The 14536-nt window shown below is 73.5% G+C and carries 13 protein-coding genes; 9 read left to right on the top strand and 4 right to left on the bottom strand.

Going from position 1 to position 14536, the window contains the following annotated elements:
• The first annotated feature begins 68 nt into the window (after nucleotides 1-68).
• The 4 genes from D9V37_RS15415 to D9V37_RS15400 are packed head-to-tail and all read left to right on the top strand — an operon-like array spanning nucleotide 69 to nucleotide 4300.
• Nucleotides 69-1523 carry an APC family permease gene (locus D9V37_RS15415; protein WP_121807066.1) on the top strand — a complete coding sequence of 485 codons (1455 nt, stop codon included), beginning with the start codon at nucleotides 69-71 and terminating at the stop codon, nucleotides 1521-1523.
• Nucleotides 1520-2605: an amidohydrolase family protein gene (locus D9V37_RS15410; protein WP_121807065.1), complete on the top strand. Its 1086-nt coding sequence runs from the start codon at nucleotides 1520-1522 to the stop codon at nucleotides 2603-2605. Before D9V37_RS15415 ends, D9V37_RS15410 begins: the two co-directional genes overlap by 4 nt.
• 34 nt (nucleotides 2606-2639) lie before the next feature.
• The gene (locus tag D9V37_RS15405) at nucleotides 2640-3773 is read left to right on the top strand and encodes a M20 metallopeptidase family protein (protein WP_232524952.1); all 1134 of its coding nucleotides are present in this window, start codon (nucleotides 2640-2642) and stop codon (nucleotides 3771-3773) included.
• Nucleotides 3770-4300 carry a nucleotidyltransferase family protein gene (locus D9V37_RS15400; protein WP_121807063.1) on the top strand — a complete coding sequence of 177 codons (531 nt, stop codon included), beginning with the start codon at nucleotides 3770-3772 and terminating at the stop codon, nucleotides 4298-4300. Before D9V37_RS15405 ends, D9V37_RS15400 begins: the two co-directional genes overlap by 4 nt.
• Here D9V37_RS15400 and D9V37_RS15395 read toward each other — a convergent pair.
• Nucleotides 4294-4659 (bottom strand): DUF2256 and DUF3253 domain-containing protein, encoded by a 366-nt coding sequence (locus D9V37_RS15395; protein WP_121807062.1) that lies wholly within the window; start codon nucleotides 4657-4659, stop codon nucleotides 4294-4296. The genes D9V37_RS15400 and D9V37_RS15395 overlap by 7 nt on opposite strands.
• 49 nt (nucleotides 4660-4708) lie before the next feature.
• On the opposite strand from D9V37_RS15395, the gene D9V37_RS15390 reads away from it, so the two are divergent.
• Genes D9V37_RS15390 through D9V37_RS15375 form a run of 4 tightly spaced genes read left to right on the top strand, consistent with a single transcriptional unit; the run spans nucleotide 4709 to nucleotide 9167 of the window.
• The gene (locus D9V37_RS15390) at nucleotides 4709-5593 is read left to right on the top strand and encodes an AAA family ATPase (RefSeq protein ID WP_121807061.1); all 885 of its coding nucleotides are present in this window, start codon (nucleotides 4709-4711) and stop codon (nucleotides 5591-5593) included.
• Nucleotides 5590-6690 carry a vWA domain-containing protein gene (locus D9V37_RS15385; RefSeq protein ID WP_121807060.1) on the top strand — a complete coding sequence of 367 codons (1101 nt, stop codon included), beginning with the start codon at nucleotides 5590-5592 and terminating at the stop codon, nucleotides 6688-6690. Before D9V37_RS15390 ends, D9V37_RS15385 begins: the two co-directional genes overlap by 4 nt.
• Complete coding sequence (locus D9V37_RS15380; RefSeq protein ID WP_121807059.1) at nucleotides 6683-7951, top strand: XdhC family protein; 1269 nt, start codon at nucleotides 6683-6685, stop codon at nucleotides 7949-7951. The genes D9V37_RS15385 and D9V37_RS15380 overlap by 8 nt, the downstream gene beginning before the upstream one ends.
• 16 nt (nucleotides 7952-7967) lie before the next feature.
• Nucleotides 7968-9167: a sigma-54-dependent transcriptional regulator family protein gene (locus D9V37_RS15375; RefSeq protein WP_232524951.1), complete on the top strand. Its 1200-nt coding sequence runs from the start codon at nucleotides 7968-7970 to the stop codon at nucleotides 9165-9167.
• Here the strand turns inward: D9V37_RS15375 and D9V37_RS15370 are convergent.
• Nucleotides 9136-10050, bottom strand: a complete 915-nt coding sequence (locus tag D9V37_RS15370) for a LysR family transcriptional regulator (RefSeq protein ID WP_121807057.1) — start codon at nucleotides 10048-10050, stop codon at nucleotides 9136-9138. The genes D9V37_RS15375 and D9V37_RS15370 overlap by 32 nt on opposite strands.
• A gap of 72 nt (nucleotides 10051-10122) precedes the next feature.
• Here D9V37_RS15370 and D9V37_RS15365 point away from each other — a divergent pair, with 72 nt between their 5' ends.
• Nucleotides 10123-11028: an EamA family transporter gene (locus D9V37_RS15365; protein WP_121807056.1), complete on the top strand. Its 906-nt coding sequence runs from the start codon at nucleotides 10123-10125 to the stop codon at nucleotides 11026-11028.
• A gap of 147 nt (nucleotides 11029-11175) precedes the next feature.
• On the opposite strand, the gene D9V37_RS15360 is transcribed toward D9V37_RS15365, so the two are convergent.
• Together D9V37_RS15360 and D9V37_RS15355 are read right to left on the bottom strand one after the other, a co-directional pair.
• A complete protein-coding gene (locus D9V37_RS15360; RefSeq protein ID WP_121807055.1) occupies nucleotides 11176-12807 on the bottom strand; it encodes a GGDEF domain-containing protein in 1632 nt (543 codons plus the stop codon).
• Between the two features lie 17 nt (nucleotides 12808-12824).
• Nucleotides 12825-14495, bottom strand: coding sequence for a GGDEF domain-containing protein (locus tag D9V37_RS15355; RefSeq protein ID WP_121807054.1), 1671 nt, complete (start codon nucleotides 14493-14495; stop codon nucleotides 12825-12827).
• Nucleotides 14496-14536: the final 41 nt, after the last annotated feature.

Here is a 14536-nt window from a genome sequence, read left to right as displayed (position 1 = left end):
GGGGCTGGCCAGACTCACCACGAGCCAACGACGGCTGAGTCGGTTCCTGCTGCCCGAGGAGCACCACCATGACCGCACCCGTCTCGGAGAAGAAGACCACCCTGCGCCGCAGCCTCTCGGTGTGGCAGGCGGTCGGCATCTCGGTAGCCCTGATGGCACCGAGCATGGCGGCCAACATCAACCCGCAGGGCACCGCCGGCCTGGTCGGCCGCGCGACGCCGCTGGCGTTCTTCCTCGCCGCCGTGGCGGTGCTGCTCATCGCCTACGTCTTCGTGCGGCTGTGCCAGTACTACCGCCACGCCGGCTCGGTCTACGTCTTCGCGGGCGCGACGCTCGGTGCGCGCGCCGGCGCCGTCGCCGGCCTCGGCCTGATGGGCACCTACGTCTTCTACGCGCTGGTCACCGCCAGCGCCGCCGGCATCTTCGGGTCCTCGTTCCTCGACATCATCGGCGTGTGGAACCACCAGCCCGCCTGGGCCGGCTTCCTGGTCGGCGCCGTGGCGCTGGGGCTCTCGCTGTTCTTCGCCGTCGTGCCCGCACGGCGGGCGACGTCGATCCTGCTCAGCGTCGAGGGCATCACCGTCGCGCTGATCCTGGTCATCGCCGTGGTGGTGCTGGTGCGCATGCTCGGCGGCAGCGCACCGAACGACGCGCACTTCACCATGTCGGTCTTCAGCGTCCCCTCGGGCACGCCGGTCTCCGACCTCGGACTCGGCATCGTCTTCGGACTGCTCTCCTTCGCCGGGTTCGAGGCCGCGGCCACGCTGGGCGAGGAGGCCGAGCAGCCGCAGCGCGACATCCCCCGTGCCATCTTGGGCACCGCGATCTTCGGCGGCGTCTACTTCACCGTCGTCACCGCCATCGAGATGATGGCCTTCAAGCCCGACGCCGCCGGGGTCAAGGCCTTCATCGCCTCGCCCGCACTGATGGGCGACCTCGGCACCTCGTACGTCGGCTCCTGGGTCGGCGACCTCATCACCCTCGGTGCGGCGGTCAGCGCCTTCGGCTGCTGCCTGGCCTGCGTCGTCGGCGCCTCGCGGCTGCTCTTCGCGATCGTCCGCGACGCCGTCCCCGGCCACCCGCTCGGCCGCACCGGCAGCAACGCCACGCCGGCGATCGCTGCCATCGTCGTCACCGTCGTCGTGGCGCTCATCGCGCTGGTCTGCGCGGTCCTCTTCCACGCCGAGGTCTTCGACACCTTCTTGTGGAGCGGCACGATCGGCACGCTGATCCTGCTGGTGGCCTACGTGCTGGCGACCGTCGGCTGCATCAAGCTGATCTGGGTGGACAAGAAGATGGACGTGCCCGGCTGGCAGATCGTCATCCCCCTGCTGGCGCTGGTGATGCTCGGCTACACCATCTGGCGCAACGTGCTGCCGTACCCCGCTTCGGGCCAGCCGGCGTTCTGGTTCCCGATCGTCGCCTTCGGCTGGGTGATCCTGGTGGCGGTGGTGATGTTCGCGGCTCCCGGCCTGGCCAAGCGGCTCACCGCCGGACTGCGTGCCCTGGACGACGCCGGATGAGGATGCCCGCGCTGATCGACCACCACTGCCACGGGCTGGTCGCCGACGACCTCGACCGCGCCGGTTTTGAGGCGCTGATGAACGAGGCGCCGCACGCGTCGCCGCTGGCCACGACCCTGTTCGACTCCATGCTCGGACTGGCGATCCGACGCCACTGCGCGCCGCTGCTCGACCTCGAGCCGCTGGTCGACGCCGACGCCTACCTCGCGCGCCGGCGCGAGCTCGGTGCGCCCGAGGTCAACCGGCGGCTGCTCGGCGCGGCCGGCATCGACACCTTCGTCGTCGACACCGGGCTGTGGCGCGACGTGCTCACCTCGCCCGAGGAGACCGCGGCCTACGCCGGCGGCAGTGCCCACGAGATCATTCGCCTGGAGTGGGTGGCCGAGCAGGTGCTCCAGGCGGGCACCGACGACTTCGCCGGCGAGGTGGTCTCGCGACTGCAGGCGTCGGGCGCGGTGGGGGCCAAGAGCATCGCCGCCTACCGGGTGGGTCTGGAGCTGCCCGCGACCAAGCCGAGCGCCGACGAGCTGGCCAGCGCACTGGCCGGCGTCGCCCCCGAGCGGCTGGTCGACAAGACGGTCAGCGCCTGGCTCGCCCACACCGCGGTGGAGCTGGGGCTGCCCCTGCAGTTCCACGTCGGCTACGGCGACAGCGACCTGGACCTGCTGCAGTGCGACCCGTTGCGCCTGACCGCCTTCCTGCGCGGCACCGTCGATCGGGGCGTGCCGGTGCTGCTGCTGCACAACTGGCCCTTCCACCGCAACGCCGCCTACCTCTCCCAGGTCTTCGACCACGTCTTCATGGACCTGGGCCTGGCCACCCACAACGCCGGCGTGCTCAGCCGCACCCTGCTGCGCGAGACGCTCGAGCTCGTGCCGTTCGGCAAGCTGCTGTTCTCCTCCGACGCGTTCGGCCTGGCCGAGCTCTACCTGGTGGCCGCGCTGATGTTCCGGGAGGCCGCCGAGGACCTCCTGGGGCGGCTCGTGGAGCATGGCGAGATGACCGACAACGACGCCCAGCGGCTGGTCGACCTGGTGGCGCGGGAGAACGCCGTCCGGGCCTACGGCCTCGACCCCCGGTAATTCCCCGCACGTGCGGGGAATGATGAACACTCCTGTGACTGCTGAGGCCTGGCGTGATGCGGTACGCCGCCACCTGCCCGCGGCGGTCGAGCTGCGCCATGCGCTGCACGCCGCCCCGCGGCTGGGCGGCGTCGAGAGCGCGACGACCCAGACCGTGGTCGACGCGCTGGGCCTGGGGGAGGGCCGGACGGTGGCGGGCACCGGGCGGCTGCTGCCGGTGGCGCCCGGGCCGGCGCCGGTGGTGCTGCGCGCCGAGCTCGACGCGCTGCCGGTGGTCGAGGCGAGCGGGCTGCCCTGGGCGTCGACGAACGGCGCGATGCACGCCTGCGGGCATGACGTGCACCTGGCCGGTCTCGCCGCGGTTGTCATGGCCGCCGCCGACCTCGACCTGCCGCGACCGGTGACCGCCCTGCTCCAGCCTCGCGAGGAGGGAGCCGACTCCGGTGCGCGCGACGTCGTCGCCGACGGTGCGATGGACGACGTCCACGCGATCGTCGCCGCCCACGTGCAGCCCAGGCTGCCGGCCGGCACGATCGCCGCCACGCCCGGACCGGTCAACGCCGCCACCGACGAGTTCACCGTCACCGTCACCGGGCACGGCGGCCACTCCGGCTACCCGCACACCGTCGACGACTCCGTGCTCGCGCTCTCGGCGATCGTCGTCGCGCTGCAGCAGGTGGGCGCGCGGCGCGTCGACCCGACCGTCGGCGTCGCCTGCATGGTCAACCAGCTGCGCGCCGGCACCGCCAACAACGTCGTGCCGAGCATCGCCGTCGGGTCCGGCACCGTGCGCACCATGCGCGAGCAGGACCGCGCGGTGGCCCATGCGGCCATCCGTGACATCGCCCAGCACGTGGCCGCCGGCCACGGGTGCGCCGCCGAGGTCGAGATCGACGTCGCCGAGCCACCGCTGCTCAACGATCCGCGTCTGGCCGTCGCGGCCGGCGAGCTGTTGACGGGCTTCGGCCACGAGGTCGACTCCTCCTGGCGCTCCTTCGGCTCCGACGACTTCTCCTACTACTCCGCCCACACCCGCAGCCTGATGCTCTTCGTCGGCACCGGCGACGAGCGCGGCGGCCTGCACGAGGCGACGTTCTGGCCCGACGACGACTACGTCGGCGTGGTCGCCGACGCCCTGATCGCCGGCTACTGCGCGGCGCTGCGGTGACCACCGGCCTGCTCCTCGCCGCCGGCGCCGGGCGACGGATGGGTCGACCCAAGGCGCTGGTGGAGGGCTGGCTCGCGCACGCAGTGGCCACGCTGGCCGGGTGCGACGACGTCGTCGTGGTGCTCGGCGCGCAGGCCGAGGATGCGCGTCCGCTCCTGGACCCCTTCGACGTCACCGTCGTCGTGGCGGCGGACTGGGACGAGGGCATGGGGGCCTCGCTCGCCGCGGGCCTGGCCCACGTGGCGCACGGCGGGGCCACGCGGTGCCTGGTGACGCTGGTCGACCTGCCCGACGTCGGGTCCGACGTGGTGGCGCGACTGCTCGCCGAGCCCGACCAGCCGGACGTGCTCGCACGCGCGGCGTACGACGGCGTGCCCGGCCACCCCGTGCTGCTGGGTCGCGAGCACTGGGCCGGGGTGCTCGCCATCAGCGTCGGCGACCGCGGCGCGCGCGACTACCTGCGCGACCACCCGCCGACGCTGGTGGAGTGCGGCGACCTCGCCACCGGGGTCGACGTCGATCAGTGAGTGCGACGGATGCGGATCGGGCCCTTCGCGGTGGAGGGGTCGACCACCCGGCCGCCCTGGGTGATCTCCACCTTCCCGGCCGCGACCAGGCGCCGGGCCGCCCGGCGCGCCGGCTCCATCAGGTCGCGCCACGTGTCGTCGGTGCCGACGTCGCGGGCGGCGTCCGAAGGGCAGATGGTGGCGCTGCGCGCACGGCGGGAGAGCAGGTCGAGGATGGAGCGCTCGAGCCGCTCGTCGTCGTCGGTGACGCCGCGGCGCCGGCACGAGGCGGAGCAGTAGCGCACCTGGTCCCAGTCGCGCTCCCACTTCTTGCGCCACTCGATCCGGCGCCCGCAGGAGGCGCACGTCTTCGGCTCCACCTGCCCATCGTCCAACCCCGGGCCAACCGCTCGGACCTAGGCTGATCGGATGGACACCCCGGCAGAGGTGTCGGCGGCTCTGGCGTCGACCGGCTACCTCAGCGACGACGCGCTGGACACGGTCGTCTTCCTGGCGAGGGAGATGCAGCGACCGCTGCTGCTGGAGGGCGAGCCGGGCACGGGCAAGACGGCCCTGGCCGAGGCGCTGGCCCAGGTGCAGGACGTGCCGCTGATCCGGCTGCAGTGCTACGAGGGCATCGACGCCTCGCAGGCCCTCTACGACTGGGACTTCGCCCGCCAGATCCTCCACCTGCGCACGCTGGAGGCGGCCACCAAGGACGGTGCGCTCGACCCCAGCGAGGCCGAGAAGTCGCTCTTCGACGAGCGGTTCCTGCTGGCCCGGCCGGTGCTGCGGGCGTTGCGCCAGTCGGTCGGCCAGTCGCCTGCCGTGCTGCTGGTCGACGAGGTCGACCGCGCCGACGACGAGTTCGAGGCGTTCCTGCTCGAGGTGCTCTCGAGCTGGTCGGTGAGCATCCCCGAGCTCGGCACGGTCACCGCCGCGACGCCGCCCACCGTCGTGCTCACCTCCAACCGCACCCGCGAGCTCCACGACGCGCTCAAGCGTCGCTGCCTCTACCACTGGATCGACCACCCCGGCCTCGAGCGCGAGGTGGCCATCGTGCGCAGCCGGCTGCCCGAGGTATCCGAGGCGCTGGCCCGCCAGGTGGCGGGCGTCGTGCAGCAGCTGCGCGCCGAGCCGCTGCTCAAGCAGCCCGGGGTCGCCGAGACGCTGGACTGGGCGCGCGCCCTGCAGCGGCTCGGTGCCGCCGAGCTCGACCTGGAGACCGCCGCCCGCACCCTGGGAGCGGTGGTGAAGTACCGCGAGGACACCGACCGCGTGAAGCACGCGCTGGACCGGATGCTGGCCTCATGAGGGACGTCGAGGAGGTGTTGCTCGGGTTCACCCGGGCCCTGCGCGCGGCGGGCGTGAACGTCACCACCGACCGCGAGATGGGCTACCTCGAGGCCGTGGCCCTGGTGGGCCTGGACGACGTTGGCGCCACCTACACGGCGGGCCGCGCGACGCTGTGCTCCGGTCCCGACGACCTCGACCGCTACGACCAGGTCTTCCACGCCTGGTTCGGCGACCGCGCCGAGCTGCCGCGCAGCGTGCCGCGGGAGTCGCCGCGCGAGATCGCGGCCCCCCTGCCGGTGAGCGACGACCCCGAGGAGACCGGTGGCGAGGGCTCGCCCGACGTCCTCAACGCGGCGGCCTCGGAGGCCGAGGTGCTGCGCCACCGCGACGTCGCCTCGCTGGACGGTCGGCAGAAGGCGCTGCTCGACGCGATGATCGCCTCGCTGCGACCGCGCCCGCCGCGGCGCCGGGCCATCCGACGTACGCCGTGGCGGCGCGGCGAGGTCGACCTGCACCGCACGCTGCGCGCCTCGTTGCAGCAGCTGGGCGAACCCGCCGTGGTTGCGCACCGGCGTCGGGCCACGCAGCCGCGGCGGCTGGTGCTGCTGGTCGACGTCAGCGCCAGCATGCGCCCCTACGCCGACGCCCTGCTGCGGCTGTGCCACCGGCTGGTGCAGACCGGGGCGCCGGTGGAGGTCTTCACGCTGGGCACCCGGCTCACGCGCATCACCGCGGCACTGCGAGCCCACGACCCCGAGCGGGCGCTGGTGCGCGCGGGCGATGAGGTGCCCGACTGGTCCGGCGGCACCCGGCTGGGCGAGACGCTCGCAGCGTTCCTGGACCGGTGGGGTGCGCGCGGGATGGCGCGCGGCGCCGTCGTCGTGGTGCTCAGCGACGGCTGGGAGCGCGGCGACGCGCGCCAGCTGGGCGAGCAGATGCAGCGCCTGCAGCGGCTGGCGCGCCGGGTGGTGTGGGTCAACCCGCACCGCGGCAAGGCGGGGTACGAGCCGCTGCAGTCGGGCATCGTCGCGGCGCTGCCGCACTGCGACGACTTCATCGCGGGCCACTCGCTGCGCTCGTTCGAGGCTGTGTTGGAGGTGGTCGGCGGTGCGTGAGGTGCTCGAGGAGCTGATGGACTGGTACGACGCCGGCGAGACCGTCGGGGTCGGCACGGTGGTCGCGACCTTCCGTTCCGCGCCGCGGCCGCCGGGGGCGTCGATGCTGGTCGGCCCCGACGGCCAGGCCGTCGGCTCGGTCTCGGGCGGGTGCGTGGAGGGTGCGGTCTACGAGCTGGCCGGCGAGGTGGTCGACTCCGGGGAGCCGGTGCTGCAGCGATACGGCGTCTCCGACGACGACGCCTTCGCCGTCGGCCTGACCTGCGGCGGCATCCTCGACGTCTACGTCGAGAAGGTGAACCGGGAGACCTTCCCCGAGCTCGCCGAGGTGGTCGCCGACGTGCAGGCCGGCCGCCCCGTCGCCCTGGCCACCGTCATCGAGCACCCCGACCCCGCCTGGCTGGGCCGGCGACTGGTCGTGCGCCCCGGCGGCATAGTCAGAGACGAAATGGCTGTCGATCCCGACGATCCGCAGCCATCTCGTCTCGGACTACCCCGCCGGAGCGGGTCGCTGGGGTCCACCCGCGCCGACGACGCGGTCACCGACGACGCGCTGGGGCTCCTGGCTCACGGGCGGAACGCGACGCTCACCTACGGCCCCGACGGCGAGCGGCGCGGGGAGGGAATGCGGGTGTTCGTGTGGGCGTTCGCGCCGGCCCCGCGGATGCTGGTGTTCGGGGCGATCGACTTCGCCGCCGCGGTGGCACGGGTGGGCTCGTTCCTCGGCTACCACGTGACGGTCTGCGACGCCCGGCCCGTCTTCGCCACCGCCACCCGCTTCCCCGAGGCCGACGAGGTGGTCGTCGACTGGCCGCACCGCTACCTCACCGCCGAGCAGGAGGCGGGCCGGCTGGACTCGCGCACGGTGCTCTGCGTGCTCACCCACGACCCGAAGTTCGACGTGCCGCTGCTGGAGGTGGCGCTGCGACTGCCGCAGGTCGGCTACATCGGCGCCATGGGCTCGCGGCGCACGCACGAGGATCGGGTGCTGCGGCTGAAGGAGGTCGGCGTCACCGACGACGAGCTCGCGCGGCTCTCCAGCCCGATCGGCCTGGACCTCGGCGCGCGCACCCCGGAGGAGACCGCGGTCAGCATCGCGGCGGAGATCATCGCGGCCCAGTGGGGCGGTTCCGGCGGCCGGCTGGGCGCCACCGCGGGACGGATCCACGGTGAGCCCAGTACCGTGACCGGTACCACAGCGGAGGTCGACGATCACGAGTACGAGGGGCACCACGGGGAGCAGCCGCACGCACCTGCGTGATCGGCGGCACGACGCCGTGCGGGCCTGGACGGCGTTCGTCGAGGACGGCGGCCAGAACGGCGTCCAGCACGGTGTCCGCCCGGAGATCCTCAGCAGCTGGCAGCGCTCGGCGCCCGCCATCGACCTGGCCGTCAGCCAAGCGCCGCTGGCCGATGAGTCCGACACCCACGCCTACTGGCAGGGCTCGCCGCTGCAGGTCGCGGTCGGCGCGGTGGAGGAGGAGCTGCGCCGCACCGCGGAGGACGGCGACCTGGTGCTCGCGGTGACCGACCCGCAGACCCGCATCCTGTGGACCTACGGCGGGCGGGTGATGCGCCGCAAGGCCGAGTCGGTCAACTTCGTGGCCTCGGGACGCTGGGACGACGGCAGCGTCGGCACGAACGCCTTGGACCTGGCCGGTCGGCTCGACCAGCCGGCGATGGTCTTCAGCGCCGAGCACTACGCCCCGATCGTGCACAACTGGGTCTGCTGGGCCGCACCCGTCCACGACCCCGTCACCGGGGAGCGGCTGGGCGTCATCGACCTCTCGACCACCTGGGACCGCAGCCACCCGATCGGCCTGGCCACCGCGCGGATGATGGCCCGGCTGATTGAGACGGCGCTGCCCGACACCCGTCAGCACCCGCGGCTCTCACCGATGGCCTACGACGGCCACGGCCTCTCGCTGACCCTGCTCGGCGCCGCGGAGGCGCGGCTCGACGGCCAGCGGCTGCTGCTGAACCGCCGTCAGACCGAGATCCTGGCGCTGCTCGCGCTACGTCCCGAGGGGCTCTCGCTCGAGCAGCTGCACGCCCAGCTCTACGGTGACCAGGCGGTCTCGACCTCGACGCTGAAGGCCGAGGTCTCCCACCTGCGCTCGGCGCTGGGCGGCGCGCTCTCCTCGCGCCCCTACCGGCTGATGATGCCGGTGAGCGTCGACGTCGAGGTGGTCGTGGAGCGGATCCGCGGCGGCGACGTGCTCGGTGCGGTGGCGGCGTACGGCGGCGACCTGCTTCCCGGGACCAACTCGCCCGCGTTGACCGAGCTGGCCGACTTCGTCGCCGTGGCCGTGCGCGAGGCGCTGCTGGCCCAGCCCGACCCCGACGCGGTCATCGGCTACAGCGAGATCGCGCCCTACGACACCGAGATCCTCGAGGTCTGCCTGGCCCGGCTCGGGGTCTCGCCGCACCCGGCCAAGGCGCTGCTCAAGGGGCGGCTGGCGGCGGCTCGGCGGTAGCGCGCAGCTCCGCCAGCAGCGCACGGACGGCGGGGGAGTCGCTCATCGTCCGCCGGTGCAGCGCGACCACCTCGCGCGTGGGCACCGGGTCGATCGCGGCCACCGCGACGACCCCGGCGGGCAGCTCGGCGCGACCCAGCCGGGGCACCAGTGCGATACCCAGGCCGGCCCGCACCAGCGCGAGGTGGGAGTCGAACTCCATCGAGACGTGCGCGACGTGCGGGAGCCGCCCGGTGCCCAGGTACATCCGGGTCAGCCACTGCCGGCAGATCGTGCCCTCCGGGGTGGCGATCCAGGCCGCGTCGAGCAGGTCGTGCGGACTGAGCCGGCGCCGACCGGCCAGCGGGTGGGAGGCCGGGAGCACCACGTCGGCCACGTCGCGGGTCAGGTGGGTCGAGACCACGTGGTCGGGCACCGGCAGCGGCACGTCGCCCCAGCTGTGCACCAGGCCGAGGTCCTGGCGGCCGTCGGCCACCAGGTCGACGACGTCCCACGGCTCGCCCTCGTGCAGCGTCACGGAGAGATCGGGGTGGCGCGCGGTGAGCCGGCCTAGGGCGGGGGCGACGACGTCGCGCACGGAGGTGGAGAACGCGGAGAGCCGCAGGTGTCCCGACACCGAGGAGGCGGCGCGGTGCAGCCCGGCCTCGATCCGTTCGAGCTCGGCCAGCACGGCGGCGCCGTCGTCGACGAGCTGCCGGCCGGCGCCGGTGAGGATGACCCCGCGCCCGACCCGCTCGAGCAGGGCCAGCCCGAGCTGCCGTTCGAGGCGCTTGACCTGCTGGGAGACCGCGCTGGGGGTGAAGCCGAGGGCGTCGGCCGCGGCGCCGACGGTGCCGTGGTCGTCGACGGCACGCAGCGAGACCAGGGCGTCCAGATCGATCATGCAGGAACGCTACATGGTACCAGCGGCTTACTGTTGCTGGTGCTTCACGGTGACGCGGGGGACGATGGATCGGTGACGACGCGCGACTCGCTGCTGGCTGCACTGGTCGCGGTGATCTGGGGCTTCAACTTCGTCGCCATCGACGCCGGGATGCGCGGCGTCCCGCCGCTGCTGTTCCTGGCGATCCGGTTCGTGGTCGTCGTGGTGCCGGCGATCTTCCTCGTGCCGCGACCGCAGGTGCCGTGGCGCACGCTGCTGGCCGTCGGCGCGTTCATGTCGCTGGGTCAGTTCGGGCTGCTCTACGCCTCCATCGACGCCGGCCTCTCGCCCGGCCTGGCGGCGCTCGTGCTGCAGGCGCAGGTGATCTTCACCGTGCTCATCGCCGCCGGCGTGCTCGGCGAGCGGCCCAGCTCCACCCAGCTGCTCGGGATCGCGGTCGGGGCCGTCGGCCTCGTGGTGGTCGGCGCCGGCCGGGGTGGGGCGACCCCGCTGCTGGCCGTGCTGCTGTGCGTCGGAGCGGCGCTGAGCTGGGGCATCGGCAACGTGCTCTCCCGCGCCTCCGGAGCCCGCGGCGGTCTGGGGCTCACGGTGTGGTCAGCGCTGGTGGTGCCGGTGCCGGCCCTCGCGCTCTCGCTGCTGCTCGACGGTCCTCGCGGGGTCGCCGACGGTCTCGCCGCCTTCGGCTGGCACGCGGTGCTCTCGACGCTCTACACGGCGGTGCTGGCCTCGCTGGTGGGCTACGGCATCTTCAACGGCCTGCTCTCGCGCCACCAGCCCTCGGCGGTCGTCCCGTGGATCCTGCTGGTGCCGCCGGTGGCCATGGTCGCGGCCTGGCTGTGTTTCGGCGAGGTGCCCCACCGGGCCGAGCTGGTCGGGGCGGTGCTGCTGCTGACCGGGGTGCTGGTGACGCTGCGTCCGGGGCGGGCGGTGGTGGCGGGGGCGCCCCTGGTCGCCGAAACTCAACACTTGCGCAGTTGAGTGGCCCGATTCGCCACGGCAGATCCGACTTGTCCGATTCAAAACTGCGCAAGTGTTGAGTTTCGGCGGTTCTGGGTCTTGGTGGTTCTGAGTCCCGACAGTACTGAGTCCCGACGACTCCGGCACCCCAGGCGAGCCACCCGACGCCTACGCCCGCACCCGCGACGTCTGCCGGAACTTCGCGGAGTAGAGGTCCTCGTCGCACAGCCGGTAGAGGGTCTCGGCCGCGCCGGGGTGGTGCTCGCCGAGCCAGCCGGTGGAGAGGCCGACGCTGATGTTGACGTCCAGGCCGGGCGCGATCTGGTCCCAGTTGGTGTTGGCGACCGCCGCGGCGATGGCGCGGGCCCGGCCGCGGGCGGCGCGGTGGAGGACCTGGTCGGCGCTGCCGCGCTCCATGAGCCGGTCGGGGGCGACCATGATGACGGCGAACTCGTCGCCGCCCAGGCGCACGGCGACGTCGTAGTCGCGGATGTTGTCGGTGATGGCCCGGGCCACGCGGCGCAGCGCCTCGTCGCCGACGGCGTGGCCGTGCACGTCGTTGACCTGCTTGAAGTGGTCGACGTCGATGAGGATGAGCGAGGTCGGCCGGTCGGGGTGCTGGTCGTCGCCGAGCCACTGGTCGAAGCGGCGGCGGTTCTCCAGCCCGGTCAGCGGGTCGCGCATCACCTCGCGCGAGAGGACGGCGTGCTCGGCGGCCAGCCGGGCCTCGTCGATGCGGGCGCGGGCGGCGGCGAGCACGCCGTTGCGGGCGTTCCAGCGCAGGTCGCACACCACGGTGGCGTAGTCGCGCACGGCCTGCAGGGCCTCGTCGGGGTGCTCGGGCATCGCCACCTCGGCGCGAGCCCAGGCCTGGAAGGCGAGCGCACCCGAGGAGGAGGAGTGCACCGGGCCGTCGGCCAGCATGTCCTGGGCGGCCGCACGCTGCCCGAGCCGCATCAGGCCCAGCGCGGTGAAGGCCTCCAGGAAGGGCAGCATCTCGACGTCGCCGGCTTCGGCCAGCGCTTGCCGGTGACCCTCGAGCCGCTCGAGCTGGCGCCCGGGGGTGCCGCCGGGCAGCACGCCGAAGCTGTGCTGGACGAAGGTGAGCAGGTCGCGGCAGGCCAGCGCGTCGCGCTGCCACAGGTCGGGGACGTCGGGGGTCAGGAGCGCGGTCTCGGCGGCCTCTTCGGCGCCCACCAGCTGCGCCAGCGCCTGGGCCTCGTCCCCGTGCTCGAGCAGCGCGGCGGCCCAGTCGAGCCGGATCAGGAAGCGGTTGACCGCGACGGCGGCCTGCTGGCGCGGCTGCTCGCACGCCGGGGCCAGCTCGGCGGCGCGGTCGTAGAGCTCGTCGACCAGCTCCCACAGGTTCAGCGTCGTGTACGCCGCCCCGGCCAGCACCCACACGAAGCACCGGTCCAGCGCGGGCAGATCCTCCCGCTCGGCCAGCGCGACGGCCAGTCCGGCGTCGGCCAGCAGCGCCTCGCTCTCGCCGGTGGAGCCGGCGACGACGGCACGCAGGCCCAGCGCCATGGCCTGCAGCGCGGGGGCGTCGAGCGCCTCGGCGCGGTGAACGAGGTCGGCGACGTCGAAGGCGACGGTGTCGCGGTCCTCGGAGTGCACGACGTCGTGCAGCACCCGGCCGGTGTGAGCCAGCTGCGCCAGCTCGGTATGTCCCTCGAACTCGGCCTGGCTGGCGATCTGGTCCAGTTCCTCGCGCGCGCCCTGCGGGTCGACGCCCTGAGCGGCCTCCATGAGGTCGTACACGCGCAACCGGAACGCCGGCGTGCTCAGAACGGACATAGGCCCAAGTATGAGACTTACCGGGCGGAACGATCCTCGAAATGCGAGAAATTCCGGGCCCGTTTGTGGACGTACAGGTCGGCGTCGGCGGCGCGGTAGAGGTCGCGGGCGCTGCCGGTCTCGTCGCGCCCCACCGCACCGACGGCCCAGCCGATCGAGACGCTCACCGCGAGCTCGGCGGCCAGGTCCTGCCATGGGGCCTCGACCACGGTGCCGGCCAGCGACCGGGCACGACCGGCGGCGGCCTGCTCGAGCACGTCGCCGCTGTGCTCCTGGCCCGGCTGACCGGCCAGGATGACCGCGAACTCGTCGCCGCCCAGGCGCAGCGCGACGTCCTGGTCGCGGATGCCGCCGGTGATGATCTCGGCGATCTGGCGCAGCACCTCGTCGCCGGTGTCGTGGCCGAAGGTGTCGTTGACCTGCTTGAACTCGTCGACGTCGATGAGCAGCAGCGCGGTCGGACGCGCCGCCCCGGGGTCCGCCACGCTCGCGTCGCGCCCCTCGTCCTCGTCGTGGCTGAGCCACCGGTCGAAGCGCCGCCGGTTGTCCAGACCGGTGAGGGGGTCGCGGCCCACCTCGCGCGAGAGGCTGGCGTGCGCCGAGGTGAGCGCCGACTCCGCGATGCGGGCTCGTGCCGCTGCCAGCACCCCGGCCCGGGCGGTCCAGTGCAGGTCGTGGACGAGCGCGCCGTAGGCGCGGTGCGCGCGGGCGTCCTCGCTGAGCTCCGCCGGAGAGAGCACCTGGGCCAGCACCCAGGCCGCGAAGGTGTCGGCGGGGGTGTGCGCCGTGCCGCTGGTGGCCGGCGCGAGCAGCGCGCGAGCCTCCTGGCTGCGACCGAGCAGGTGCAGCCCCAGTGCCAGGAACGGGTCGAAGTACGGGCGGACGTCGGCCTCGTCGTACTCGTGCAGCACGAGGCGGTGCTGGTGGATGCGCTCGAGGTCGTCGGCGACGTCGCCGTTCTCGGCGCTGCCGTAGGCGCGGCGCACGAACCGCAGGAGGTCGCGGGCCGCGACGGCCGCGTGCTGCCACAGCAACGGCACCCCCACGGTCAGCAGGGCGGTGTCGGCGGCCTCCTGCGCCGCGGTCAGCCGGGCCATCGCCGCCTCGACGTCGCCGTGCTCGAGCAGCGCCGCACCCCACGCGATCCGGATGTGGAAGCGGTTGGAGTTGACCGCCGCGAGCTGGCGGTAGGGGTCCGGGCACTCCGGGGCCAGGTCGGCGGCGCGGTCGTTGACCTCATCGGCCAGCTCCCACAGGTCCAGCGAGGTGTAGGCGCCGCCCAGGGTGGTCCAGGCGAACCCGCGGTCGACCGGCTCGCCCTCGTCGAGGTCGGCCAGCGCGACCGCGCGGCCGGCGTCGGCGAGCAGCGCCTCGTTGTCCACCGAGATCGCGTGCATCGCCCGCATCGACAGCGCCATCGAGAGCAGGCCCGGCAGCTCGAGGGCCTCGGCGTCCTCGACGAGCCGGTCGCACTCGAGCGCGGTGGCCTCGTGGTCGTGGCCGTGCAGCAGGTCGTAGAAGACCAGACCGGTCGCGGCCAGCTGCTGCAGGTCGGCGTCGGCGTCGTGTCGCGCCTGATCGCGGATCTCGCTCAGCTGAGCGGGTACGCCCTCGTGCCCGATGTCCTGCGCGGCCTCGAGGAGGTCATAGACGCGCAGCCGCCGGGAGTGGCGCGCCGACTCGTGCATATCGGACATTGTCCGTGACGTCGGTCTCGGACGAGGCGGAA

The organism is Nocardioides mangrovicus, assembly GCF_003674065.1.
Lineage (GTDB): Bacteria > Actinomycetota > Actinomycetes > Propionibacteriales > Nocardioidaceae > Marmoricola > Marmoricola mangrovicus.
This window is presented reverse-complemented; position numbering and strand designations above follow the sequence as displayed.